The sequence below is a fragment of the Corticicoccus populi genome, from assembly GCF_042686195.1.
Taxonomy (GTDB): Bacteria; Bacillota; Bacilli; order Staphylococcales; family Salinicoccaceae; genus Corticicoccus; species Corticicoccus populi.
Genome location: NZ_JBHUOQ010000001.1, coordinates 1,461,824 through 1,486,165, shown reverse-complemented (window position 1 = coordinate 1,486,165; position 24,342 = coordinate 1,461,824). Strand labels below are relative to the sequence as shown.

General features: G+C 40.9%; 26 protein-coding genes. 20 read left to right on the top strand and 6 right to left on the bottom strand.

The genetic code is table 11. From position 1 onward, the window contains the following. Positions 1–33: 33 nt before the first annotated feature. On the bottom strand, positions 34–1,812 hold the full coding sequence (gene pnpS, locus ACFSX4_RS07445; protein ID WP_377773105.1) for a two-component system histidine kinase PnpS: 1,779 nt from the start codon (positions 1,810–1,812) through the stop codon (positions 34–36). Next, positions 1,809–2,504 carry a response regulator transcription factor gene (locus ACFSX4_RS07440; RefSeq protein WP_377773103.1) on the bottom strand — a complete coding sequence of 232 codons (696 nt, stop codon included), beginning with the start codon at positions 2,502–2,504 and terminating at the stop codon, positions 1,809–1,811. Before ACFSX4_RS07440 ends, pnpS begins: the two co-directional genes overlap by 4 nt. Before the next feature lie 184 nt (positions 2,505–2,688). Here ACFSX4_RS07440 and ACFSX4_RS07435 point away from each other — a divergent pair, with 184 nt between their 5' ends. Both ACFSX4_RS07435 and ACFSX4_RS07430 read left to right on the top strand, forming a co-directional pair. Then, entirely contained in the window at positions 2,689–3,690 is a 1,002-nt protein-coding gene (locus ACFSX4_RS07435) for a ThiF family adenylyltransferase (RefSeq protein WP_377773101.1), read from the top strand. A gap of 11 nt (positions 3,691–3,701) precedes the next feature. After that, complete coding sequence (locus tag ACFSX4_RS07430) at positions 3,702–4,202, top strand: MogA/MoaB family molybdenum cofactor biosynthesis protein (protein WP_377773099.1); 501 nt, start codon at positions 3,702–3,704, stop codon at positions 4,200–4,202. 29 nt (positions 4,203–4,231) lie between these two features. Here the strand turns inward: ACFSX4_RS07430 and moaC are convergent, their stop codons facing one another. Beyond that, the gene (moaC, locus tag ACFSX4_RS07425; RefSeq protein ID WP_377773097.1) at positions 4,232–4,708 is read right to left on the bottom strand and encodes a cyclic pyranopterin monophosphate synthase MoaC; all 477 of its coding nucleotides are present in this window, start codon (positions 4,706–4,708) and stop codon (positions 4,232–4,234) included. A 63-nt stretch (positions 4,709–4,771) separates the two neighbouring features. On the opposite strand from moaC, the gene ACFSX4_RS07420 reads away from it, so the two are divergent. The 12 genes from ACFSX4_RS07420 to ACFSX4_RS07365 all read left to right on the top strand — a co-directional run bounded on the left by ACFSX4_RS07420 (position 4,772) and on the right by ACFSX4_RS07365 (position 15,150). Further along, a complete protein-coding gene (locus ACFSX4_RS07420) occupies positions 4,772–6,037 on the top strand; it encodes a molybdopterin molybdotransferase MoeA (RefSeq protein WP_377773095.1) in 1,266 nt (421 codons plus the stop codon). Then, positions 6,034–6,501 (top strand): molybdopterin-guanine dinucleotide biosynthesis protein B, encoded by a 468-nt coding sequence (gene mobB, locus ACFSX4_RS07415; RefSeq protein WP_377773093.1) that lies wholly within the window; start codon positions 6,034–6,036, stop codon positions 6,499–6,501. Before ACFSX4_RS07420 ends, mobB begins: the two co-directional genes overlap by 4 nt. Beyond that, positions 6,488–6,931 (top strand): molybdenum cofactor biosynthesis protein MoaE, encoded by a 444-nt coding sequence (locus tag ACFSX4_RS07410; protein ID WP_377773091.1) that lies wholly within the window; start codon positions 6,488–6,490, stop codon positions 6,929–6,931. Before mobB ends, ACFSX4_RS07410 begins: the two co-directional genes overlap by 14 nt. Before the next feature lie 2 nt (positions 6,932–6,933). Beyond that, the gene (gene moaD, locus ACFSX4_RS07405; protein ID WP_377773089.1) at positions 6,934–7,167 is read left to right on the top strand and encodes a molybdopterin converting factor subunit 1; all 234 of its coding nucleotides are present in this window, start codon (positions 6,934–6,936) and stop codon (positions 7,165–7,167) included. Continuing rightward, positions 7,164–7,739: a molybdenum cofactor guanylyltransferase gene (mobA, locus tag ACFSX4_RS07400; protein WP_377773087.1), complete on the top strand. Its 576-nt coding sequence runs from the start codon at positions 7,164–7,166 to the stop codon at positions 7,737–7,739. Before moaD ends, mobA begins: the two co-directional genes overlap by 4 nt. Next, complete coding sequence (gene moaA / locus ACFSX4_RS07395) at positions 7,739–8,767, top strand: GTP 3',8-cyclase MoaA (protein WP_377773085.1); 1,029 nt, start codon at positions 7,739–7,741, stop codon at positions 8,765–8,767. The genes mobA and moaA overlap by 1 nt, the downstream gene beginning before the upstream one ends. A gap of 46 nt (positions 8,768–8,813) precedes the next feature. Then, complete coding sequence (locus ACFSX4_RS07390) at positions 8,814–10,373, top strand: ATP-binding cassette domain-containing protein (protein WP_377773083.1); 1,560 nt, start codon at positions 8,814–8,816, stop codon at positions 10,371–10,373. Next, entirely contained in the window at positions 10,370–11,920 is a 1,551-nt protein-coding gene (locus tag ACFSX4_RS07385) for an ATP-binding cassette domain-containing protein (RefSeq protein WP_377773081.1), read from the top strand. Before ACFSX4_RS07390 ends, ACFSX4_RS07385 begins: the two co-directional genes overlap by 4 nt. Before the next feature lie 59 nt (positions 11,921–11,979). After that, the gene (locus ACFSX4_RS07380) at positions 11,980–12,831 is read left to right on the top strand and encodes a DegV family protein (protein WP_377773079.1); all 852 of its coding nucleotides are present in this window, start codon (positions 11,980–11,982) and stop codon (positions 12,829–12,831) included. 316 nt (positions 12,832–13,147) lie between these two features. After that, positions 13,148–14,479: a hemolysin family protein gene (locus ACFSX4_RS07375; protein WP_377773077.1), complete on the top strand. Its 1,332-nt coding sequence runs from the start codon at positions 13,148–13,150 to the stop codon at positions 14,477–14,479. 80 nt (positions 14,480–14,559) lie between these two features. After that, entirely contained in the window at positions 14,560–14,868 is a 309-nt protein-coding gene (locus ACFSX4_RS07370; protein ID WP_377773075.1) for a hypothetical protein, read from the top strand. Next, the gene (locus ACFSX4_RS07365; RefSeq protein ID WP_377773073.1) at positions 14,869–15,150 is read left to right on the top strand and encodes a hypothetical protein; all 282 of its coding nucleotides are present in this window, start codon (positions 14,869–14,871) and stop codon (positions 15,148–15,150) included. Between the two features lie 67 nt (positions 15,151–15,217). Here the strand turns inward: ACFSX4_RS07365 and ACFSX4_RS07360 are convergent, their stop codons facing one another. Together ACFSX4_RS07360 and ACFSX4_RS07355 are read right to left on the bottom strand one after the other, a co-directional pair. Then, on the bottom strand, positions 15,218–15,475 hold the full coding sequence (locus ACFSX4_RS07360) for a GlsB/YeaQ/YmgE family stress response membrane protein (RefSeq protein ID WP_377773071.1): 258 nt from the start codon (positions 15,473–15,475) through the stop codon (positions 15,218–15,220). A 113-nt stretch (positions 15,476–15,588) separates the two neighbouring features. Continuing rightward, complete coding sequence (locus tag ACFSX4_RS07355; RefSeq protein WP_377773069.1) at positions 15,589–16,773, bottom strand: MFS transporter; 1,185 nt, start codon at positions 16,771–16,773, stop codon at positions 15,589–15,591. Positions 16,774–17,211: 438 nt separating this feature from the next. On the opposite strand from ACFSX4_RS07355, the gene ACFSX4_RS07350 reads away from it, so the two are divergent. From ACFSX4_RS07350 to recQ, 4 genes are all read left to right on the top strand, one after another. Then, a complete protein-coding gene (locus ACFSX4_RS07350; RefSeq protein ID WP_377773067.1) occupies positions 17,212–17,421 on the top strand; it encodes a hypothetical protein in 210 nt (69 codons plus the stop codon). A 21-nt stretch (positions 17,422–17,442) separates the two neighbouring features. Next, the gene (locus ACFSX4_RS07345; protein WP_377773065.1) at positions 17,443–17,703 is read left to right on the top strand and encodes a hypothetical protein; all 261 of its coding nucleotides are present in this window, start codon (positions 17,443–17,445) and stop codon (positions 17,701–17,703) included. Beyond that, a complete protein-coding gene (locus ACFSX4_RS07340) occupies positions 17,700–18,647 on the top strand; it encodes a hypothetical protein (RefSeq protein ID WP_377773063.1) in 948 nt (315 codons plus the stop codon). The genes ACFSX4_RS07345 and ACFSX4_RS07340 overlap by 4 nt, the downstream gene beginning before the upstream one ends. A 160-nt stretch (positions 18,648–18,807) precedes the next feature. Then, complete coding sequence (gene recQ, locus ACFSX4_RS07335) at positions 18,808–20,595, top strand: DNA helicase RecQ (protein WP_377773061.1); 1,788 nt, start codon at positions 18,808–18,810, stop codon at positions 20,593–20,595. Positions 20,596–20,608: 13 nt separating this feature from the next. Here recQ and ACFSX4_RS07330 read toward each other — a convergent pair whose 3' ends face one another. Continuing rightward, entirely contained in the window at positions 20,609–21,469 is an 861-nt protein-coding gene (locus ACFSX4_RS07330) for a DMT family transporter (protein WP_377773059.1), read from the bottom strand. Between the two features lie 387 nt (positions 21,470–21,856). Between ACFSX4_RS07330 and nrdI the strand changes: the two genes are divergently transcribed. Next, entirely contained in the window at positions 21,857–22,264 is a 408-nt protein-coding gene (gene nrdI / locus ACFSX4_RS07325; protein ID WP_377773471.1) for a class Ib ribonucleoside-diphosphate reductase assembly flavoprotein NrdI, read from the top strand. Beyond that, a complete protein-coding gene (gene nrdE, locus ACFSX4_RS07320; RefSeq protein ID WP_377773057.1) occupies positions 22,227–24,332 on the top strand; it encodes a class 1b ribonucleoside-diphosphate reductase subunit alpha in 2,106 nt (701 codons plus the stop codon). Before nrdI ends, nrdE begins: the two co-directional genes overlap by 38 nt. Positions 24,333–24,342 lie beyond the last annotated feature (10 nt).

Below are 24,342 nucleotides of genomic sequence, written 5' to 3'. Positions count from 1 at the left end.
TAATTCTTTATTGTTATACTACGGATATTTTTATTACGGGTGCATTTGTCTCGGTAGAATGACTGTCATGGTTGTTCCTTTATTTTCAATACTTTCGACTTTGATACGGCCGTGATGTGATTCAACAAGATGTTTGACAATCGCAAGCCCGAGTCCTGTGCCGCCGGAATGTCTGGAACGGGCTTTGTCGACTCTGTAAAAGCGTTCGAAAATACGGGAAAGACTTTCCTCGGGAATGCCGACACCGTTATCTGAAACAGAAATATAGATGTTATTATTTTTTGCCTTCACTTTGATTTCTACAAAACCGTAATCATAAGAATAATTAACGGCATTTGAAACGAGATTAATAATAATCTGATTCAAACGGTCCTTGTCCCCCTCAAGAAAAGTCTCTTTTTCTGTAGAAGGCAGTGTAAGCTGTATATTTTTCTTTTTCACCGATGTGGACAGAGTCTGGACAATCTCTTTGATAAACTGTCTGATTTCTATCTGTTCAATATTTAAAGGCAGTGTATTTTTTTCGATTTTGGACAAATGAAGAAGATCTTGTATCAGTCTGTCGAGCCGCTCACTTTCGTCGAGTATAATTTGTAAAAACTGCCGTTCGGTGTCTTTATCTGTAACATCATCGCTGAGTAACGTTTCTGCAAACCCTTTGACAGAAGTGACCGGTGTTTTTAATTCGTGGGATACATTGGCGACAAAATCACTTCTAATCTGTTCAAGGTGCCTGATTTCTGTAATATCGTGGAGGACAATAATGACACCGCCCTGCTGCCAGCTGTCTTTGTAGTATGGGCTGATATGTGCATCAAATTTTTGTTCATTTGGATAATATGAAGTGATTTCAGCATTTACTTTTTCATTTTCTTCAAAGACTGTATGAATTAAAGCCGAGAGGCCGATATTTTCTCCATATTCATTAAAATGCTTGTTTAGTATGTTGTCCCTGTGTCTTGAAAGAAACCGCTCCATTGACGGATTAATCATTTCGACGGTACCTTGGGCGTTTACAAGCATTACGCCGCTGACCAGGTTATCCAGTATGCTGTTTAGCTGCTGTTCGTTTTCCCGTATGATTTTCAACTGCGTCTGCAGACTTGCTGCAAGTGCGTTGACAGACTGTGCCAGAGTATCCATCTCTCCTTTATATTCGCCGTGGATACGGTGGCTGTAATTTTTCTCGCGAAGCTCACCGGTAGCTTTTACCACTTCACTTATAGGTTTAGTAATACTCCGCGCAAGAAATACGGCAACGATGATTGAGATGATTAATACAATCCCAAGAACTGCTGCAAGGCCCTGCCATAAATACTGTGTAGTATCAGATATGAGCTCGAGTGAATATGATGTACGTACAATTCCGGTAATATTATCATCGGCATCATAAACAGGTACAGCGATATACATCATGTTGATCCCGCCGGTTTCACTGTTCCTGATTGATTCAGCAACATCCGCGCCTTCAAGAGCTTCATTGATTTCCGGACGGTCTATGTGATCTGTCATTGATCCCGGATTATTTTCAGAATCTGCAATGACACTGCCTTCCGGACTGATTACAGTGATGCGCATATTGATGTCTTCTTCTGCTCTGGTAAGCAACGCATCGAGTTCGTCAGGCTGGGTGAGTAAATTTGACGTTGAAATCATCTCTGAAAAAAGGACCGCATTTTCAACTAAATGCTCTCTGATTGTATCTGTATATGTGGTTTTACTGACAGACGCAATAATGAACCATAAAATAATCAGTAAAGAGAGGGTCAGCAGGGAAAAAGATACTGAAATCCTCAGCCATAATCGTTTCATGACTGAGGAACCTCAAGCTTGTAGCCGAAGCCGCGTACGGTTTTAATGTACTTTGGTTTACGGGTATCTTCTTCAATTTTTTCCCGCAGATGACTGATATGGACATCAACGATTCTTGTATCACCGTCATACTGGAAATCCCACACACGGTCGAGGAGCTGGTCCCTGCTGAGCACCCGTCCTTTATTGTTGGCAAGATACAGCAGAAGTTCAAATTCCTTAGGTGTTAAAAATAAAAGATTCTCCTTAAAGTAAACATCATAGCGGTCCAGATGAATGACTAAATCTTTAATTTTAATCGTCTGTTCATCTGTAACCGGATCTTCAGCGCCGGACCGTCTTAAGATGGCTTTTATCCGGGCAACGACTTCTCTCGGACTGAAAGGTTTTGTTAAATAATCATCAGCACCGAGTTCAAGGCCAAGCACTTTATCAAATTCATCGTCTTTAGCAGTTAGCATCAAAATTGGTGTGTTGACCTTTTCCTGACGAAGCGTACGGCATACATCCATGCCGTCCATTTCAGGAAGCATCAAATCAAGAACGATTAAATCCGGAGATTGTGAAAGTGCAGTATCGAGGCCGGCTCTGCCGTTATCTGCAGTGATGACTTCAAAGCCCGCCTGTTCAATATTAAATTTCAGCAGTGTAACAATTGAAGGTTCATCATCTACAACGAGAATTTTTTGCATAATAAGGCTCCCCTCACTTAATAACAAACATGTAATCGATACTATTTTAACACAGTGCAGAAGGAGAACATCAAATCTTTACACGTACTTAACAATTTAAAATAACAGTAACATAAGCGTCCGGACTTACTTTAAGTTTGTGAATATAGTAAGCTTGAGAAAATACTATGGTGAGTGGGTTAAAATGAACAGATATTCGAGGCAGGAACGATACAATAACATAGGTACAGACGGACAGCGGCGGATAGAGGAAAGTACAGTGCTGATTGTCGGAGCTGGTGCACTCGGTTCTTCGTCCAGTGAAATGCTGGCAAGAGCAGGGGTGAAAAAACTGATACTGGTTGACCGGGATTATGTTGAGCCGTCGAATCTGCAGCGTCAGAATTTATACAGTGAAAGCGATGCGGCAGAGAAAATCCCGAAAGTGATTGCGGCAGAAAAAAGACTCGCGGATATTCGGAGTGATCTGGAAGTGGAGGTACATATTGCACACTGTGATGCGGCGCTTATTGAACCGCTTGCCGGAGCGGCCGATATCATCCTGGACGGTACAGATAATTTTGACACACGTCTTTTGATTAATGATACAGCTTTTAAGCTTGGCATTCCGTGGGTGTATGCCGCCTGCGTGGAAGCATCATATACGAGCTGCGGCTTCGTACCTGGGGAAACACCGTGTTACCGTTGCCTTGTGCCGGTTCTGCCTCAAACCGCACTGACATGTGACACGGCAGGAATTATTGCTCCGGCGGTCCAGGCAGCGGTGTCGGAACAGGTTACAACGGCTTTAAAAATAATGACGGGACAATTTCAGGCACCGTACTATATGAGGGTCGGAAATCTCTGGGATATGGATCATATGAAATTCAAGATAGACGTTATGAAAGACCCTGACTGCCCGGCATGTTCATCACACGCATCCTATCCGGCACTCAGTGAAGATGCCGGAAGCACGATGAAACTGTGCGGCAGGGATACGGTCCAGTATATTGATGAAAAACTGGATAAGAAAGCAGTCACTGCACGCCTTTTCGAGCGGGGCATTCATTTTAGGGAGACGCCTTACTTTATCGAGTTTCGGTTTGAAGAATACCGGCTCGTTAACTTTCATGACGGCAGATTTTTAATTCACGGAACGTCGGATATGAATAAGAGCAGAACAGTCATTAATCAGATTTTTGGATGAGGGGGTAAAGGATGAGTATAATTGACCGGATTGACAGAGACATTCGTACCGCGGTAGTGACGGTGAGTGATACACGGACGAGAGAGACAGATAAGGGCGGTCAGCTTGTCAAAAAGTATTTAACAGAGATTAACGCAGTCGTTGCAGATGAAAATTATATTATTGTGACAGATGATATTTCGAAGATTAAAGAATCGGTACAGCAGCTTTTAAACAGTGATATAGATGCAGTAATCACCACCGGCGGAACGGGGATTGCCAGAAGAGATGTTACCCTTGAAGCACTTGAGCCTTTATTTGATAAAAAAATCGAGGGGTTCGGCGAGATTTTCAGAATGCTCAGCTACACAGAGGATATCGGGTCAAGAAGTATATTGTCACGTGCGGCGGCGGGCACGTATGGTAATAAAGTCATCATCTCACTGCCGGGGTCAACCGGCGCAGTGAAGCTCGCAATGGAGGAACTGGTGATTCCTGAGTTGAACCACTTGGTGTATGAATTAAATAAGTGATGCAGTGTGCAGGCGGTAAACCCCTTGAGTTACCTTTGGTAATCACCGGATTTTCCGCCTGTTTTTGATAACAGTCTGGTTTCTTTAATCACCATTCCTTTATCAATCGCTTTACACATATCATAAACAGTCAGTGCAGCAGCGCTTACTGCAGTGAGTGCCTCCATTTCAACCCCTGTACGTCCGGTTGTTTTTACTTCAGCAGTGATATTCAAAAGATAATCCTGCTCTGTATCCCACTCAAAACGGATATCGATACCGGACAATGGCAGCGGATGGCACATCGGAATCGTCTGATGGGTATTTTTTGCAGCCATAATCCCTGCCACCTGTGCAACGGAGAAAACATCTCCTTTTTTGATTTTCTTTCCGGTAACTGCATCATAAATTTCTTTTGTGACCTCGAGGCTGCACCCGGCAGCGGCAGTCCGTGCAGTGATTTCCTTGTCTGAAACATCCACCATTTTAGCGCGTCCCTGATGATTAAAGTGTGTAAATTCCACCATTCTCAACTCCTTTTCAAGTACAATGAGTATAACAGAGAAAACGTTTTGAAAGTAGGGAGAATAATGACGTTAAACAGAAAACCTATTCAGGTTTTGGAAGCGGTTCACCGGGTGATGGAAAAAGTGAGGGTACTTCCGCCTGAAACGGTATATTATTTAAACAGCGGCGGCAGGGTGCTTGCAGAAGACTTGACTGCAACGAACGATGTGCCGGTATTTACCAAATCAGCGATGGACGGCTTTGCTGTCCGGGCGTCTGATACTGAAGGGGCATCCGGGGATTGCCGGATTGAATTCAAGGTGGTGGAAGAAGTGCCGGCGGGTGCGTCCAGTGACTATATATTAAAGAAGAATGAAGCCTTCAGAATTATGACAGGTGCAGAGGTGCCAAAGAGTGCAGATACTGTCGTGATGTTTGAACAGTCAAAGGAAACAGAGGAAGGTTTTACAGTCAGGAAGACATTTACTAAGGGTGAGAATATCGCATTTCAGGGTGAAGAGTGCCTGAAAGGTGATGTGATTGTGCCGGAAGGCACGCTGATAAACCCGGGTGTCACAGCAACACTCGCGACGTTTGGTTACGAGTATGTAAAAGTCTATAAAAAGCCGGTAGTCGGGGTGTTGTCTACAGGAAGCGAGCTGCTCGATGCAGGTGACACACTGGAAAGAGGGAAAATCAGAAATTCCAATACACCGATGGTGCTCGCACAGCTCGGCCGCATGAATATAGAGGGCAGACATTACCATTTGGAAAGTGACGATTTTAACACGATTTTAAAAAGGGTAAGAGAAATGATTGAAGCAGTTGATGCAGTGATTACAACCGGGGGCGTTTCTGTCGGTGATTATGATCTCCTGCCGAAAATATATGAAGCACTCGGTGCCGAAGTGTTATTCAACAAAGTCGCTATGCGGCCGGGAAGTGTAACGACAGTCAGTGCTTACGGAGATACTTTACTGTTTGGTTTAAGCGGTAATCCGTCCGCCTGCTATTCCGGTTTTGAATTATTCTGCCGCCCGGCATTTTTATCTATGATGAACAGCAGAAATGTATATGCACCGTTTATCAATGCAGTACTGGATGAAAATTTTACAAAGCCGAATCCATTCACACGTTTTATCCGCGCGGAAGTCAAGTTTACAGAAGAAGGTCTTCTTGTGAAACCGTCCGGATTCAACAAGTCGAATGCAGTGACCTCCATCGCAAAAAGTAACGGTGTCATCGTTCTTCCCGGCGGAACACGTGGATTTAAACAGGGCGACAAAGTGAAAGTGATGATGACAGATATGACCAGCGGCACGGATACATTCCGGGTGCCTGACAAATGAAAATTCTTCAGGTGACGGGCTATAAAAATACCGGGAAAACAACGGTGATTAACAAAATGGTCAAACGATTGAAATCATCAGGATACCGGACAGCAGTGATTAAGCATCATCATAATGGACAGGCCGTTTATTCCGACAGCACTGATACAGGGAAATTTATTGAATCAGGGTCTGATGTGACGATTTTAAATACAACAGATACATCAATGACTGTAATTAAAAAAGAGCCGGATTTGAATCATCAGCTGGACAGACTTAGAGGAGAAGTGGATTTTATTTTAATAGAGGGCTATAAGGCTTTGGATTATCCCAAGATATATTTGGAGTATTCGTTTACGGACGGTGCTGTGCCGGTGGAGTTTTTAAGTCTTAAGTCGGTATTAATGACATTTGATCTGCGTTATGATGAAGATAAGTTAATGGAATGGTTTATACATTGGAGTGAAATTGATGAAGCGTTTTGAAGTGACAGAAAAAGAGCTGGATATTAATAAATATCATCGGATGGTTTTGAATGAACACCAGGGGGCTGTATGTACGTTTACAGGTCATGTGCGTGAATGGACGAAAGGAACACAGACGGTGTATCTTGAATATGAAGCCTACGTGCCGATGGCGGAAAAAATGCTTGCACAGATTGGTGATGAAATTTCAGAGCGCTTTCCGGGAGTCATCACGGCAATCGGGCACCGGACCGGGCATCTCAGTATATCCGATATTGCAGTAGTCATTGTGACAAGTGCACCGCACAGGACAGAAAGCTACCGTGCGAATGAGTATGCAGTTGAGCGTTTAAAAGAGATTGTACCTATTTGGAAAAAAGAAGTCTGGTCGGATGGTGAAGAATGGATCGGTGATTCGAGGAAATATCATTCGGCTTTAGAGGAGAGTTAATCATGGAAATATTACTTTTTGCGGGATTGAAAGAGAAGGTCGGCAGCAGCAGGGTGTCGCTTGATATAGACCGGGAAATCAGTGTTGAAATGCTGAAGTCATACATCTATGAGGAATATCCTGAGCTTGATGGAGAAGTGTTTCAGGTGGCGAGTAATGAATCATTTGTCAGGGATGACTACCAAGTGTCGGATTCGGATGAGATTGCATTAATACCGCCTGTGAGCGGTGGATGAAAACAATCGGTGTGATTATGGCGGGTGGTGAATCCACACGTTTCGGTGAGGATAAAAGTCTGTATAAGGTGGATAATAAGGTAATGTACACACATGTATCAGAGATGCTCGACAGTACAGGCGTGTGTGATGACATTGTGGTGAGTACGAATGAACGTCTAAAGGACGCATTTCATTTAAAAACTGTGGTAGATGCTTTTGAAAACTGCGGCCCTGTCGGCGGACTGTACTCGGTGAGCAGGTCCTATCCGAAAGACCGTCTGATTGTTGTATCGTGTGACACACCGTTTGTTACAAAGGAGTGGATTCATATTTTACTTGAACAGGCGGAGAAAACACCAGACCGTATTATCATTTCAGCAGAAGACAGAAGACAGCATCCGCTTGTCGGGGTCTATCAGGGACGGGATTTGACAGACCGGTTAAAACAACAGATAGATGCGGGCAGGTTGAGTATGCGTGCGTTATTTGACAATATGAATGTGACAGAAGTGAATATCGGAAAGTATCAATTGAAGACTGATATCTTTCGTAATATTAACTATAAATCTGATATAGACGGAGGTGTATGATGACTGAAGCGGTGAAAGATAAGTTCGGACGGCCGATTCGGGATCTGCGTATTTCAGTAACAGATAAGTGTAATTTCAGGTGTACGTACTGTATGCCGAAAGAGATATTTGGCGATGACTTTGAATTTTTGAAGCGGGAACAGCTGCTTAGTTTTGAAGAGATTGAACGTGTGTCTAAAATCTATGCAGAAATGGGTGTGAAAAAACTCCGGATCACAGGCGGTGAACCCCTGCTGCGTAAAGATTTGCATCAACTGATCCGCCGTTTAAACAGGATAGAGGGAATTGAGGATATCGGACTCACGACAAACGGTCTGCTTTTGAAAAAGCACGGGCAGAAGCTTTACGATGCAGGGCTCAGAAGACTGAATATCAGCCTGGATGCACTGGATGATGAGTTGTTCGGCAGAATTAATGACCGGGGTATCGGGACATCCCGTATTATTGAGCAGATTCAGTATGCATTAGAGGTTGGTTTTAAAGTCAAAGTAAACATGGTGGTCCAAAAAGGATTGAATGATCATGAGATTTTACCGATGGCCCGTTTTTTTAAAGAGATGGAAGGCGTTACGCTTCGGTTTATAGAATTTATGGATGTCGGTAATGATAATGGATGGAATTTTGATAAAGTGGTTTCAAAAAAAGAAATTCTTGAAATGCTTTCCGGGGAGTTTGACCTTGAACCACTTGATCCTGAATATTACGGGGAAGTGGCAAAAGTCTACCGGCATAAAGACAGCGATTCATATCTTGGTTTCATTACCAGCGTTTCCGAAAGTTTCTGTTCAACCTGCACCCGGGCACGGTTATCATCCGACGGTAAATTTTACGGCTGTCTGTTTGCGGTGGATGGTTTTGATGTGCGTCAGCGTTTACGAGATGATACAATTGATGACAGTCAGTTGAAAAAAATACTGTCCGGTGTATGGGCAGAGCGTGATGACCGTTACTCGGAAATTCGTACGGAAATATCCGAGGAGAGACGGAATGCGCGCAGGAAAATAAATATGAGTTATATTGGTGGTTAAAACGTGAAGGACTCTTCGCGTTTTTTCTCTCTGGAAAGGAAAGAATATGAAACTAAGATTTCCCGGGAAATATATTGTTGTTTTCGCTTTAATCAGTGCTGTAACTATCATCTGCTATACTGCATTCGGTCATTACCTGTCTCTGCTGCTGTCAGAGATTGTTGTTGGAGATGGAAACGTCCAGCAGTCCTTAATAATGTGGATGATGGTTTTCTTTATCATGTTCATCACTTTAAAGGCATTATATAAGTACTACACATCAAAAACTGCACATGGCCGTATACGAAAAATGAGTGAGGATGTTGTCGGTAAAATTGATGATGAGACGAATAAAAAATCTGAATCACTGATGAATGCGGTATTTGTGCATATAGAAAAATACCGGAGTTACGAAGCGACATTCATCCCGGCAGTTATTGATACGATGTTTAAACTTATTGTAATTATTGCTGCATTGTCTTTCGTCCATTTGAATGCGGCATTAATTTTATTGTTTACGGCACCGTTCGTACCTTTGTATTACGTATTGGTCGGCTTGAAAACAAGGGATGAATCTGCGAAACTTGCGGATGATTTTGATAATATGGGTACTTTATTTCTGAATTTAGTCCGTGGTAAAGATACCGTTAAGTATACACAGTCGGAAAAAAATGTGATTAACAGGCTTGAAGAAGATAATGTGTCGTTTGTAAAAAACACCATGGCAGTATTGAAATACGCATTTCAGTCATCATTGATGCTTGAATTCATTACTATTCTCGGGATCGGACTGGTTGCACTGGAAATCGGTCTGCAGATTATTGTATTTGAGAATATATCATTTTATGCTGCTTTCTTTACACTGCTTTTAGCACCAGAATTTTATAATGCACTTAAAGTAATGGGTGTTGAATTCCATAACGGCAGACTTGCAGAAGGACATTATAAAAAAGCAGAGGAGTGGATTAACAAAGAAGAAAAAAATACTGACTACCGCGGCAGAACAGAAAGTGCGGCAGCGTTTGAAAACGTCAGTATAAAAATCGGCAGCAGGACACTGCTTAAAGATATTAACCTGTCATTTGATAAAACAGGTCTCACAGCAGTTACAGGTCCGTCCGGTCTAGGGAAAAGTACACTGCTCAGGTCTGTCCTCGGGCTTCATGAACCGTCTGCCGGTACAGTGTATGTAGGTGATGAAAATATCGGTTATATATCAGACCAGGTGTATTTTTCAGATACAACAATTTATGAGTATGTTTCCGGCGGTATCTATACAGAGCAGGAAGTGGAAAATATATTAGAGAAGCTGAATATGCTGAGAAGCATTCAAAATCTGGATGCGGGTATTCACACTGAAATCGTCAATCATAACATTCCGCTTTCAGGCGGAGAAATCGTCAGACTGAAGCTTGCGCGGGTACTTATGCACTCGCCGCCGCTCATTTTAATGGATGAACCGACTGAGTTTCTGGATGCTGAAACAGAGGAACTGGTACTTGCTTATTTGAAAGAGCTGAAAACAAGAAGTGCAGTGATTGCCGTCGTCCACCGGAAAAAAATGCTGAATATTGCAGATGCACATTATGAACTTCAGAATCAGTCTTTAGTGAGGTGCAGCAGATGAATTATTTAAAAACAGAACGTAAACATATTCTCTACAGCATTATTCTTGGTTTTACCGGCAGTCTGGTCGGTATTTCAATATTCGGTCTGAGTGGTTATATGATCAGTCTGAGTTTCTTTGAACCGCCTGTTTTTATTATTATTTTGATTATTGCAGTGATTAAAATGTTTGGTATGATTAAAGGCGCATTTAAGTATTTTGAGCGCCTCCTGTCGCATGATGCAACGTTTCAGATGATCGGGAGACTGAGACTGAAGTATTTTAAAGATACAATTCAAACAGATACGAGCACACACAGTGTACGGTTTGTTCAAATGCTGAATCAATATTTTGAGCAGATTGAAGACTATTACATCCGTATTATTTACCCGTATGTTACCGCGGTACTTGTTGCACTTTTATTAACAGTGCTTTCTGTGATTGTGAGTGTTCCGTTGTCTATCGTAATGTTGATTGTTTCTGTGTGCAGTTTATATATACTGCCGAAACTTTTTGAAAAACTTTTGTATCATATTAATCAGGATGCGCTGCATCATGAGTCTTCTGCATATTTGAAAATCTATCATCATATTCATAACTACATTGATTTATTTGTTACAAAAAACGTTCATAAATCACAGCAGTCAGTGAATGAAGCACTTGAAGATATTCAAAATGACCGCATTAAAAAATCCGGAGTGGAGTCACTATTGTTATTCTTTTCCGGACTGGTACAGGCTGCAGGTATCATTGCGGTCATTTTATTAATCAGCGGGGAGGAAGGCCTCCTTGTCCCGATGATTCTTCTTTTACTGATTGGATTCTTTGATATTGCGAATCCTGTCATTCTTCCAAGAACCAACTATAAAAGTGTTTCAGGTGCTGTTAAGGATATTACTGCTGAAAAAGAACTGCCTGAAAAGAATGCGGTTCAGAACCGGATTGTTCTGAAGAATGTGAATTATAAATACCCTGGTACAAAGAAGGATGCTGTAAATAATATTAATCTTACGGTAAATCAGGGTGAAAAACATGCACTTATCGGAAGCAGCGGTTCAGGTAAAACAACAATTTTGAATCAGATGACCGGTATTACATCATCTGGTGTGATGCCTCAGCATCTCGATTTTTATAATGCGAGTGTCCGTGACAATGTAACAATGTTCGGGCGTTTCAACCAGGCCGATCAGACAGTAGACAATGCACTCGAGTATGTAGAGATGGAGTACCTTTCACCGGATGAAATCATTGATTATACAGGCCACTTGTCCGGCGGTGAGAGAAAAAGGCTGCACCTGGTCCGTATGATTCTTGAAGGTAAAGACTGGTGGCTGCTCGATGAACCGACAGCAAGCCTGAATGAACAGCTCAGGGAAAAGGTATGGGACAGTATTTTTATGAGAAAAACAGTGGTTGTCAGCACGCATGACTTAACCCGTCTGGCACGATTTGATTATATTCATTTTGTGGAAGAAGGTCACATTGTTGAAAGTGGATCTTATGAAGAATTACTGCAGAAAAGAGGTCGTACGTATCAGGCGCTGGCCCGGTCCGCCGACAATTTATAGTAAAAAAAACGTCTCCGTGCTACACTGTGTGTAATTGCTATGGGAGTTGAATAATAATAATGAAAAAATTTGCAATCGTAACAGATTCTGCAGCAGGCCTGTCGGAATCATTTATAAAAGAACATGATATTAAAGTGCTGCCGATGACGGTTATTATTGATGGTACCCCTTATAGAGACGGCGTGGATATAAAAACCGAAGAGATATACGAACTTCTTAAAGAGAGCGGCGAAGGCGCTAAAACTTCACAGCCATCTCAGGGAGAGTTCATCGATGTGTACAAAGATATTGAAGCGGATGAGAATTATGACGGAGTACTTGCGGTCCATGCATCGAGTGAACTGACTGGAACATACCAGAATTCATTAAGTGCATCCAAAGAAATTAATAAGCCGGCTGTTGTTATTGATTCGAGGCTCGGCAGTTATCCAATGAGACAGATGATAGTGTCCGCAGTTGAATCCCGGAATAACGGTGAAACGATTGAAACTGTTGAGAAAAATATCAATGAAATCAGTGAGAACGGACAATTGTTTTTACTGCCGCACAGTTTTTCCCAAATGCGGAAAAGCGGCAGAGTCTCCGCTTCACAGACAATGCTCGCGACACTGCTTCAGGTTCAGATTAAATTAAAATTTGATGATGGTAAAATTGTAATCGGGGAAAAGGTCCGGACCAAAAAGAAAATGGCTACGAGTGTGTTGAAGAGTCTTGAAGCACATGTGAAAAATGATGCTGTCAAAACATTGTCCATTGTTTATGCCGGAAAAGAAAATCTGATTAATGAGTGGAAAACAAAGATTGAAGAACATATTCCACACCTTAAGCTTGAATGCGAGCCGCTGGTGCCGGTTGCGGGCGTTCATGTCGGGTACGGCACAATTGGATTCGGCTTTATTAAAGGGAAGTAATTATAAATTTTGTTTAATGAGAGACTCTTTGGATATTCCTTAAGAGTCTTTTGTTTTGAACAAGGATAAGCATTTATTTCGAATTAATGGATAATATTTTATTTTTAATATCATTATCATGGATAATGGACTGTAATATATGATAAAATATTCTTAATTATTTTAGAGTGTTGGAGGTGACTACCATTGGGAAGGCGTATTTGAAAGCTGGTTTGCAGGATGCGGTGTTAACAGATGTTGTTGAGTTGGTTTTAAATGCACAAGGAACAAATAGTGGTCACAAATTACCGGAGGTGAATCCCTTTTAGGGAACATATTGGACATATCAACACTACTAAATTTATTATTATTTATATTATTAATTCTGCTTACCATGCTTTTTGTGGGATCGGAATTCTCTTTTGTAAAGGCAAGACAGTCGAGACTGGATAATTTAATTGAAGAAGGCAATAAGAAGGCTGAACGAGTTAAGAAGATGACAGGGGAGCTTGATTATTACTTATCTGCCTGTCAGCTTGGTATTACTGTCACTGCCCTTGGACTCGGGTGGATTGGTGAATCTACTTTTGAAGTGATTTTACACCCTGTTTTTGAAGCGGTTGGAGTACCTGATGAACTGATGACACCGCTGCTGATCGGTTTTGCGTTCTTAATTGTAACGTTTATCCACGTTGTAGTCGGAGAGCTCGCGCCGAAAACAGTAGCCATTCAGTATGCAGAAAAAATGGCAATGACTTTTTCCGGACCTTTATACTTCTTCGGCGTTGTCATGAAACCTTTAATCTGGTCGATGAATGGAACATCACGTTTTCTGCTTCGCGCTGTCGGCTTCAAAACAATGCCGACTGAACAGGCACATTCTGAGGAAGAGATTAAAGTCATTATGACTAACAGTTACCAGAGTGGTGAAATTAACCAGACAGAACTTGCTTACATGCAAAATATTTTTTCATTTGATGAAAGACTTGCGAAAGATATCATGGTTCCGAGAACACAGATGATTACTCTGACGGAGCCTGTCAATATTGACGATGTTCTGGAAACTGTAAAAGAGCATAACTATACAAGATATCCTGTAACAGACAGTACAGGTGATAAAGATCAGATTATCGGTTTCATCAATGTCAGAGAGTATTTGACAATGCATGTATCCGATGATGAAGCAACACCTGAAGAATTCATTCATGAACTGCCGTTGATTACTGAAGTATCAAGAATCAGTGATGCACTGGTTAAAATGCAGCGTGAACGTGTGCATATTGCATTGATTATTGATGAATACGGCGGAACTGCCGGTATGGTAACGATGGAAGATATTCTTGAAGAAATTGTTGGTGAAATCCGCGATGAATTTGATGAGAATGAAGAGCCGGATGTTGTGAAAGTGGAAGATAATATATATCACATCAACGGACGGGTCCTGCTCGATGATATCACTGACCAGTTCGGTATTGAATTTGAAAACAGTGAGGACATCGATACAATCGGCGGGTGGATGCAGAGTATTAATACAGATATCGAAAAAGATGATTATATTAATACAGAAGAAGATAAATGGATTGTACTTGAAGCAGAGAGTCATTCCATCAAGCAGGTTGCTTTAATTAAAGATTATAATATTGCGATTTCAGAAGCTTCTGAAGAATAACAGCAACAGGCGTCTAAGGATTTAGGCGCCTGTTTATTTTTATGATAAAATGAAAATAAACATAACGAAGGAGAAACATAATGGGTGTGTTTGAATTTGTTTTTGCAGTCGTGCTTGTCGGTACCCTGGGTATCGCAAGTATTCCTTTGTATGCAATGTACAGGGGATATAATCAGAGTGATGAAAATATTAAACTGAAACAGGTTAAACAGGAAATCAGACTTGAAGAGTTAAAGCAGGAGAATTTTCTTCTTGAAAATGAACAGATGCGGCTGGAACTTGATAAGATCAAATCTGATAGAGAGAGCCGGGAGAAAAAGAAAATTGAATCTGAAAATAATAAGCGCTGGCTGATTGAGGAAAGTAAAAAAGAAGATGGTGGTGATTAAATGGACATAGACAGCATTATCGGTCTCTTTGCAGTTGTGATGAGTTTATCTATCCCTATCTATGCACTCCGGCGCCATTATAATCAAACAGATGACAGAAATAAGCTCCGTCAGCTGGATAAGGAGCACGAAATAGAATTAATTAAGCAGGAAAACTATCTTCTTGAAAATAAGCAGATGCAGATGGAACTTGATAAAATCAAGGCGGAAAGAGAAGAGAGAACTGCTGAGCTTGAGAAGAAAGACCGCTGGCTGATTGAAGATAAGAAAAGTCAGCAGTAAGTAATACAATATAAAAAGAGGACCTCTGAGGTCCTCTTTTTATATTTATAAAGAAACAGGAAATAAATTAATTTTTACTTCCGCCGACTGCTCTCATAATAAATGAAACAATTAAAATGAGTACAATCGCACCGACCAATGCACCGATAATGTTTACTCCGCCGGGTGACGGGCCGATATTGATACCGAGTGCGTTACCAATTGATGAACCAATCAAACCTGCAATGATATTGCCGATAATACCGAATGGTACATTTTTACCAAGAATGGCACCAGCAGCCCAGCCGATTAATCCACCGACGATTAATGCGATAATCCAACCCATAATTATTTCCTCCTGTATATTTAATATTTGAATAAAATAAATACAATCATTATTTATCCTGATTTTAATATACCCGGAAGTATTCAGGTTCAATCATTAATTTTAAGAAAATTTTATGCAGATTGTTTATTTCTGCTGCGCATAATAATAAACAGAATAAGAGCGACAGTAACACTTGCTGCACTTAAGTAGTAAATCATACTGTAAGGAAAGACTTCTGCCACGAAACCAAATAGGATGGCACCGCACCCGACGCCTAAGTCAAATGCTGAGAAATATGTCGCATTTGCCATACCTCTCCTGTTATTCGGTGCACTGTTGACAGCCCATGCCTGCAGTGCCGGCTGAATAGAGCCGAAACCGAGACCGTAAAGGACTGCAGCTGTAAAAAGCATGGCGGGGTTCCACAACTGAGCGAGAAGGATCATCGCTATAATGATGGATACAGCGCCCGGCACGAAAACAATGGTCAGACCTTTACGGTCGTACAGCTGACCCGCGAACAGGCGTGTGATAAGGAGTGCGAATGCATAAATAACAAAATATATCTGGATATAATGTGACTCAAATCCACGCTCGAAAGTAAACGCCGGCAGAAATGTCGCAATACCCCCGAATGCGAGTGTAATGAACAATAACAGTGTACTGGCCGGAAGTGCCTTTTTTTCTACAAAATCAAAACGAGGCGGCGCCACTTCATACTTTTCGTCATCATCGCTGTGTACTTCGAGTTTCGGATATTTCACAGTCAGTGCCAGAAGCAGCGCAAACATAGTAAGAATGCCGCATATCACAAACAGCCATTGGAATGAAATGTAATCAACGAGAAAAAGGCCGAGAGCAGGTCCGATAGCGAGTGCGATATTACCGCTCAGACCAAAGTATCCAAGACCTTCACCGCGCCGGTCTCTCGGTACGAGGTCAGAGGCGACTGTACCGGAAGCAGTATTGGATAATCCCCATCCGACACCCTGCACGACCCGCACAACGAGAAGTATGAGTATCGTAAAGCTGACGGCAAGAGAATATGTAGACAGCGTCAAAATGATTAAACCGATTAAAAATACCGGGGCACGGCCTTTGGAATCAATCCACTGTCCTGCTTTCGGCCGTACGAGGAGGGCGGAAAACGTAAATATACCAACGACAAGTCCGATGAACCGCTCACTTGCACCAATTTCACGGACATAAAGCGGCAGTGTCGGAATCGACATTTGAAATGCCAGAAATATAAACAGGTTGGCAATCACTATCATGGTGAAATCTTTAGTCCATATGCGTGATTGTTGTTTTTTCATAACTATCTAACCTTCTTTAACATAGAGAGAATTTATTTCGGAAATCGAAAAATGAATATCTCCTATTATACATGAATAAACAAAGCGTTTCATCCGTCTGCGGACTTAAATGCAAAATAAGACGTGGTATGCTAAACTATAGAAAATTCGAATACCGATTAGAATTTTATACAAATTTGCTTTATATGAATCATAAGGCGTATAATATTTCAAATTGGGAGTATTAAAATAACGAACAATGATTTCAATTTTGTTTTATATTATAATGATAATGGGACTGACTGCTTAGTACTGTAATGTGTTTAAACTGCAGTATAGATTTTAGGCGTATCCGGTTCTGGAAACAGTGTTAGAACAAATAAAACAACGTGATGATAAAGCTTCAGGTCCGGCATATCCGTCTGAGGCAAATTGAATTGGGAATTTTGAGGTGAAACCATGATTACATTCTTATTAATACTGCTCGTAATTGGTATTGTTTTATTTACACATTTTGTGGTGACTTATCTAATTGAGAATGAATTGAAAATTATTGGTGTTGCAATGGGATTTATCGGTGTAATCGCAGCAATTATTATCGTATATTTTATTGTGTCCAATATTACCGGCTTTGTTGCAGATGAATTAGGTTTATTTTATAATGACTAACATTTAAAGGAGGTATCGTGAATGATCTTTGCGAATGGAGATTGCTCCATTACATATCAGCAGTCCGAAACAATTTCAAACGAGCAGCAGGAAAGTGTTAAGAAATCATTCTATGAATCAAAAAATCATAAATACTTACAGGATATTTTAATGACAGAAAATACAGTGACATTTTTATATGAACCAATATCTGTTATGGAAGCCCATAATACGATTGAACCGAGCGGTATTGTCATAAATGAAGTGCGTGGATTTTTAGAAGAAGAGGGGTTCGCACAATGAGTTTAATCATTCAGGAGACAGGTCTCTTGACTATCCTGCAGACACTGGATAAAGAGGAATCTTCAACAAATAATGAGTACAACGGTGCATGTGACCGGCTGGCGCATCAGCTTGCGAATACACTTGTAGGCAATGATATATCGGCACCGACTATTGAAATGACTGTTCAGCCTGCGACAATTAAGTTTACAGAACCAACGATTATTGCCTACTCAGGTGCTGATTTTACCGGAAAAAGCGGTGGTAAGGATATCCATGCCAACCGCATTTACCTCTTTAACAGAGGAGATGTGCTGGAGTTCGGCGACTCTCCGAGAGGGAACCGTATTTATCTTGCAGTGGCAGGCGGTATTAAGGTGGAGTCCAATCATTCGAATATTCTCGGTTCCGGTGACGAGGTGGTCATGTGCCGTGAGTATACGGATCAGCATCAGGAACTGTTTAATGTATTGAAACGTGACAGCGTGGTGAAGTGGGGTGTTGATGTATATGCACTGGTTGAGGTGTACATATCTGATTTGTTCCACATTGTCAGACGTCCTGATATTCCGGAAGAATTCTATGCTAAAATAGAGGATACAGAATATACAGTGATTAAAGAAAAGAACAGGGTGGCACTGTATCTGGAAGGTGCGGAACTGGATGCGCCTGAAAATGATATTATCCACCCGGGAATAAAGGGCGGCGTTTATATTGCCGGGAATAAGCCGGTAGTGGCGCTCAATGATTTTAATCAATCCACATCAGCAATGCATGTCGGTACGATTCCCCAGTATCACATGCATAAACTCGCTCAAAAGAGAAGCGGTTCAAAAGTCAAATTCAAAGTGATTGACTGTGATGATGCACATGCAAACCTATATGCACATCATATGTGGGTGCTGAGCCTCTTTAAAGCGATTAACTATAAATTATCAAAAGAATTAGTGAAAGAAAAAATGTAATATACAGTGTTCCGGGACCTGAGTGTCCCGGTTTTTTTATTTCATTCTTAATTTGTAGGAAATTTGAATTCTGAAATACAAATTGATAATAGAATCATGTATAATAATATATCAGAAATAAAACGATGAATTTAGTTACAGGACGTTGGGGATGACAGTTATGGAGAAACTGCTTAAACAGTATTTTGGATATGAATCATTCAGACCGAAGCAAAGAGAGATAATAGAATCTGTGATTCATGGTGAAAACACGCTTGGTGTACTCCCTACAGGTTCAGGGAAGTCAATATGTTTCCAGGTTCCGGCGCTCGAACTTGAGGGAATGACTCTGGTCATTTCTCCATTGATTTCATTGATGAAAGACCAGGTGGAATCATTAAATAAACGGGGGATTGAGGCTGCGTTTTTAAATTCTACATTGAAACAGAAAGAAATTAATACTGTGATGAAAAACGCACGTGACGGGCAGTACAAGCTTCTGTATGTGGCGCCTGAGCGGTTTAACACACCTGAGTTCTGTGAAGCATTAAGGACGCTCAACATTCCGCTTGTTGCATTTGATGAAGCACACTGTATCTCAAAATGGGGACATGATTTCAGACCGAGCTATCAGGAAGTCATCCCCCGTATAAAAAAACTGCTGCCGGGCACAACATTTGCCGCGCTGACAGCAACCGCAACAAATGAAGTACAGAAGAATATTCAGGAGCTTTTGAGTATATCTGATGAACATGTAGTGACTTCAAGTATCAAGAGGGATAATCTGCACCTTAAGGTTGATAAAACATACCAGAGGGATCAGTTTATTGTTTCCTATGTACAAAAGAGACTGCAGGAGTCCGGAATTATTTATGCAGCAACGCGTGCGGAAGTTGAGAAAATTTCCATGCTTCTTGAAAATAATAATATTGAAAGTGTCATTTACCACGGCGGACTGCCAAAAAAAGAGAGAGATGAAAACCAGCATTTATTTGTAGAAGATAAAAGCAAAGTTGTCGTCGCAACCAACGCATTCGGTATGGGAATCGATAAGTCGAATATCCGTTATATTATACATTACAATATGCCTGGCGATATTGAGAGCTACTATCAGGAAATCGGACGGGCAGGACGTGACGGCGGTGTGAGTGAATGTATTTTACTGTCGAGCCAGCGGGATGTAAACCTTCATCAATTTTTTATAGACCGTTCCAATGCCGGTGATGCATATAAAGATTTCATGCGGGGAAAGCTCGACAAGATGATTCAGTATAACCGTACAAGTAAATGTCTGAGCAGTTTTATTATCAAATATTTCAATCCGGATGAATATGTCAGAGAATGCGGCAGATGCTCAAACTGTCTCGACCTGGAGCGCACATATGATATGACAGATGAGGCAAAGAGGGTGATGGGGCTTGTGAAGAGTGCATCATACAGGCTGTCGAAAACGGGGGCGATACAAATTCTCCGCGGGGAAACCAGTGAATTGATTAAACGTCATCACATGGATGCACTGCCGTCATTCGGTGTGATGCAGTCATACCGTACAGCAGAAGTGAATCATGTGCTGGATGAATTGATTCTGCGCGGTTATCTTCATTCCACAAATGAAGGACTTGAAGCAGCAGAGGCAGGTGAATCCGTGATGAATAATACTGAGATGCTGTATTCAGTACCTTTCCGCTCCGACTTTAAAGAGAAAGTCGACATATCAACTGATGCTTCACCGAACGAAAGGGTTTATAACAAACTGATCGATATGAGGGATTCACTCGCAGATCAGCATCAGCTGGAGAAAGAAGATATTTTTAAAGATGTGACTTTAAGGGAATTCGCAAAAAAAATGCCGCAGACGAAACAGGATATGGTTCAAATACAGGGTGTCGGAAATTATAAACTAAAGCATTACTGTCCTTACTTTCTGGAAATATTGAAAAAATACTCAAGTAAAAAAGCCGCCCGTTAAGGCGGCTCTGTAGTTATGCTGTCCGTTTAGGCGGACGGTTTTTCATGAACATGTAGTAGCTTGCACCGAATATAATTACATAGCCGGTTAATGACAGGATGTCCGGTATCTCATTGAATACAATAATACTGAATAGTGCCGTAAAGAGAATCGTTGAATAAAAGAAGATGGATATCTCTTTTGCAGGTGCGTAGCTGTAGGCGATGGTCAGCCCGAACTGACCGGCGGCAGCAGCAATACCCGAGCATATCAGAATAAGGAATTGGTTCATTGTCATCGGCTCATAATACCAGATAAAAAACGGCAGCAGTACTAGAGAAGAAAAACCTGAGAAATAGAAAACGACTGTATAATATTTTTCACGGGAGCCGAGTACTCTGAGCACTGTATAGGCACCTGCTGCACACAAGGCGCCGAGTACGCCGATCAGTGCATACAATGTATCACTTGAAAGAGACGGCTTAATAATAAATATTGCGCCGATAAAGGCGATAATAATAGACCAGAGCTGGAATTTATGGACGTATTCTTTTAAGAAATAAGCACATAAAAGAATTGTGAAGAAAGGGCTTAATTTGTTCAGGATATCAGCATCGCTCAGTACCATACGGTCTATAGTAAAGAAGTTCAGAAGAACACCTATAAGGCCAAGAACGGACCGGAGCATAAGAAGTCCCTGATTCTCTTTTTTTCCGAACAGCTTTTCTTTATGGCGGATAACAAGGAACAAGGCAATCAGCATTGCGATGAAGTTCCGGAAAAATGTCTTTTGGACCGTTGGAAGGTCTCCGCTGTATTTAACACAAAATGCCATAATACTGAAACCGAGTGAAGAGATTATTAAGGCAATGATACCTTTTGTTGTATTATTCATAAGTGATACTCCAATACTTTCTTAATCTGGAAATATTAAATTTCAAAAAAATAAAATAAAAAATTTTATTAAATTTTTTTCTGAGAAATATGTGACTCAGTATAACATATATATACCGTGACTTCGGCATTGTTTTGAATAAAAAATTCACAATGAAATTAAAAAAACGCGAATGCTTTGGCATTGATTAATAAAGAGTGATATGGCAATATAGAGTAAGTAATACATATATGTTGTGCCCCGTAAGTTTTACAAACACAATATATAGTGTGTGCTCTATTGGTATCAGTTAATATTTGTGTAAATAAACCCTTGGCTAAAATCGAACGTACGTTCGTTTTTATTTTGTTTTTATGTTAGTATTGATAAGGAAGGAAGATGGATAGCATGAAGATTGCATTCTACTCCATGACCGGAAATATTAGAAGGTTTTTATCAGGGACAGGTATTAAGGAACAATTTGAATTATACGAGATTACAGAAGGAAATAAAAGTGCTGATATATCAGAACCGTTTATTTTAGTCACGAGCACATATGGTTTCGGCCAGGTGCCTGATACTGTTAAGATTTTTTTGGAGAACAACCACGATAAACTTCTCGCCGTTGCATCCAGCGGAAACCGGAACTGGGGACAGAACTTTGCCCGGTCCGGCGAGTATATACGTGATGAATATAATGTTCCGCTGCTGATGAAGTTTGAACTTCACGGCAGTCAGAGTGAGCGACAGGAATTCATGGAAAAGGTAGGGAATTTTTATGAAAGTACTAGACGAGAAAAAGTACAATCACATTGAGTTAAATAATGAGGTTACAAAACGTGATGAAACTGGTTTTTATCAGTTGCATAAAGATTTGGAAGCACTGGATGTGTTCATGGAAGAGATTTATGATAAAACCATTCATTTTGATTCCGAACTCGAACGTCTTCACTATTTAGTAGACGAAAACTTCTACTATGACTTATTCAAAGAATACAGTGATGAAAGTGCAATGGAAGTTGTTGAATATGCGAACGCTGTCCCATTTGCATTCAAGAGTTATATGGCTGCAAGTAAGTTTTTTAAAGACTATTCTTTAAAAACAAATGATAAGAAGCAGTACCTGGAAGATTACAAGCAGCACGTGGTTATTGTCAGCCTTTATTTATCAAAAGGTGATGTTGACCGTGCGAAGCGTTTAGTACTCTCCATGATTGAACAGCGTTACCAGCCGGCAACACCGACATTTTTAAATGCCGGACGTTCACGCCGCGGAGAAATGGTATCATGTTTCCTTCTGGAAGTGGATGACAGTTTAAATTCTATTAACTATATCGATTCTACAGCAAAACAGCTGAGTAAAATCGGCGGCGGTGTGGCGATTAACTTATCAAAACTCCGTGCACGCGGTGAAGCGATTAAAGGCATTGAGGGTGTAGCTAAAGGTGTTCTTCCTGTCGCAAAGGCACTGGAAGGCGGCTTCAGCTATGCAGACCAGCTCGGCCAGCGTCCGGGTGCAGGTGCAGTCTATCTGAATATTTTCCATTATGATCTGCCGGAATTTCTGGATACAAAGAAAGTGAATGCGGATGAAGACCTTCGTCTTGCGACTATCTCTACAGGACTTGTTGTACCGTCTAAATTCTTTGATCTTGCAAAAAATGACGAACCGTTCTATCTGTTTGCACCGCATACTGTAGAGCGTGAATACGGTCAGACACTGGATGATATGAACCTCGATGAAATGTATGATCAGCTGGTTGCGAATGATAAAGTCAAAAAACGTAAACTGGATGCCCGTGAAATGCTGAATACTATTGCTCAGACACAGCTTCAGTCCGGTTATCCATATATTATGTTTAAAGATAATGCCAACAAAGTTCACCCATTGAAGGAACTGGGTCAGATTAAAATCAGTAACTTATGTACTGAAATCTTCCAGCTTCAGGAAACATCAGTGATTAATGACTATGGTATTGATGATGAGATCAAACGTGATATTTCATGTAACCTCGGATCATTAAATATTGCGAATGTGATGGATTCAGGGAAAGTCAGAGAATCTGTACATGAAGGCATTGAAGCATTGACAGTGGTCAGTGATGATACAGCAATCGCCAACGCACCGGGCGTGCGTAAAGCAAACGACGAGCTGCACTCAGTCGGTCTCGGAGCGATGAATCTTCACGGCTATTTAGCTAAAAATAAAATTGCTTATGAATCTGAAGAAGCACGTGATTTTGCGAATGTATTCTTTATGCTTCTGAATTATTATTCTCTTGAAAAGTCAGCATTAATCGCTAAAGAACGAAGTGCTACTTTTAAAGATTTTGAGAAATCAGATTATGCAACGGGTGAATACTTTGAGAAGTATTTGAATAATGATTATCTGCCGAAGTCAGACAAAGTAAAAGCATTGTTTAAAGATATCCATGTGCCGACTAAAGAGGACTGGGCAGAACTTCGTGATTTAGTACAGGAGAATGGCTTATATCATGCATACCGCCTTGCGATTGCACCAACGCAGAGTATCTCATATGTACAGAATGCAACAAGTTCAGTAATGCCGATTGTGGATATGATTGAACGCAGAACATACGGCAATTCTGAAACATTCTATCCGATGCCTTTCCTGTCAAGAGAGAATATGTGGTTCTACAAGAGTGCATTTAATGTAGATCAGATGAGACTGATTGACATGATTGCGACAATTCAGGAACATATTGATCAGGGAATCAGCACGATTCTATATGTAAATTCAGATATTTCTACAAGAGCACTTTCAAGATTATATATTTATGCACACCATAAAGGGTTAAAATCATTATATTACACTAGGAATAAACTGCTTAGTGTTGAAGAATGTACAAGCTGTTCAGTTTAATCAAGTAAAA

Excerpts from the sequence above, each read along its gene's own strand:
- pnpS (WP_377773105.1), bottom strand. The coding sequence starts at position 1,812 with ATGAAACGATTATGGCTGAGGATTTCAGTATCTTTTTCCCTGCTGACC.
- ACFSX4_RS07440 (WP_377773103.1), bottom strand. The coding sequence starts at position 2,504 with ATGCAAAAAATTCTCGTTGTAGATGATGAACCTTCAATTGTTACACTG.
- ACFSX4_RS07435 (WP_377773101.1), top strand. The coding sequence starts at position 2,689 with ATGAACAGATATTCGAGGCAGGAACGATACAATAACATAGGTACAGAC.
- ACFSX4_RS07430 (WP_377773099.1), top strand. The coding sequence starts at position 3,702 with ATGAGTATAATTGACCGGATTGACAGAGACATTCGTACCGCGGTAGTG.
- moaC (WP_377773097.1), bottom strand. The coding sequence starts at position 4,708 with ATGGTGGAATTTACACACTTTAATCATCAGGGACGCGCTAAAATGGTG.
- ACFSX4_RS07420 (WP_377773095.1), top strand. The coding sequence starts at position 4,772 with ATGACGTTAAACAGAAAACCTATTCAGGTTTTGGAAGCGGTTCACCGG.
- mobB (WP_377773093.1), top strand. The coding sequence starts at position 6,034 with ATGAAAATTCTTCAGGTGACGGGCTATAAAAATACCGGGAAAACAACG.
- ACFSX4_RS07410 (WP_377773091.1), top strand. The coding sequence starts at position 6,488 with ATGAAGCGTTTTGAAGTGACAGAAAAAGAGCTGGATATTAATAAATAT.
- moaD (WP_377773089.1), top strand. The coding sequence starts at position 6,934 with ATGGAAATATTACTTTTTGCGGGATTGAAAGAGAAGGTCGGCAGCAGC.
- mobA (WP_377773087.1), top strand. The coding sequence starts at position 7,164 with ATGAAAACAATCGGTGTGATTATGGCGGGTGGTGAATCCACACGTTTC.
- moaA (WP_377773085.1), top strand. The coding sequence starts at position 7,739 with ATGACTGAAGCGGTGAAAGATAAGTTCGGACGGCCGATTCGGGATCTG.
- ACFSX4_RS07390 (WP_377773083.1), top strand. The coding sequence starts at position 8,814 with ATGAAACTAAGATTTCCCGGGAAATATATTGTTGTTTTCGCTTTAATC.
- ACFSX4_RS07385 (WP_377773081.1), top strand. The coding sequence starts at position 10,370 with ATGAATTATTTAAAAACAGAACGTAAACATATTCTCTACAGCATTATT.
- ACFSX4_RS07380 (WP_377773079.1), top strand. The coding sequence starts at position 11,980 with ATGAAAAAATTTGCAATCGTAACAGATTCTGCAGCAGGCCTGTCGGAA.
- ACFSX4_RS07370 (WP_377773075.1), top strand. The coding sequence starts at position 14,560 with ATGGGTGTGTTTGAATTTGTTTTTGCAGTCGTGCTTGTCGGTACCCTG.
- ACFSX4_RS07365 (WP_377773073.1), top strand. The coding sequence starts at position 14,869 with ATGGACATAGACAGCATTATCGGTCTCTTTGCAGTTGTGATGAGTTTA.
- ACFSX4_RS07360 (WP_377773071.1), bottom strand. The coding sequence starts at position 15,475 with ATGGGTTGGATTATCGCATTAATCGTCGGTGGATTAATCGGCTGGGCT.
- ACFSX4_RS07355 (WP_377773069.1), bottom strand. The coding sequence starts at position 16,773 with ATGAAAAAACAACAATCACGCATATGGACTAAAGATTTCACCATGATA.
- ACFSX4_RS07350 (WP_377773067.1), top strand. The coding sequence starts at position 17,212 with ATGATTACATTCTTATTAATACTGCTCGTAATTGGTATTGTTTTATTT.
- ACFSX4_RS07345 (WP_377773065.1), top strand. The coding sequence starts at position 17,443 with ATGATCTTTGCGAATGGAGATTGCTCCATTACATATCAGCAGTCCGAA.
- ACFSX4_RS07340 (WP_377773063.1), top strand. The coding sequence starts at position 17,700 with ATGAGTTTAATCATTCAGGAGACAGGTCTCTTGACTATCCTGCAGACA.
- recQ (WP_377773061.1), top strand. The coding sequence starts at position 18,808 with ATGGAGAAACTGCTTAAACAGTATTTTGGATATGAATCATTCAGACCG.
- ACFSX4_RS07330 (WP_377773059.1), bottom strand. The coding sequence starts at position 21,469 with ATGAATAATACAACAAAAGGTATCATTGCCTTAATAATCTCTTCACTC.
- nrdI (WP_377773471.1), top strand. The coding sequence starts at position 21,857 with ATGAAGATTGCATTCTACTCCATGACCGGAAATATTAGAAGGTTTTTA.
- nrdE (WP_377773057.1), top strand. The coding sequence starts at position 22,227 with ATGAAAGTACTAGACGAGAAAAAGTACAATCACATTGAGTTAAATAAT.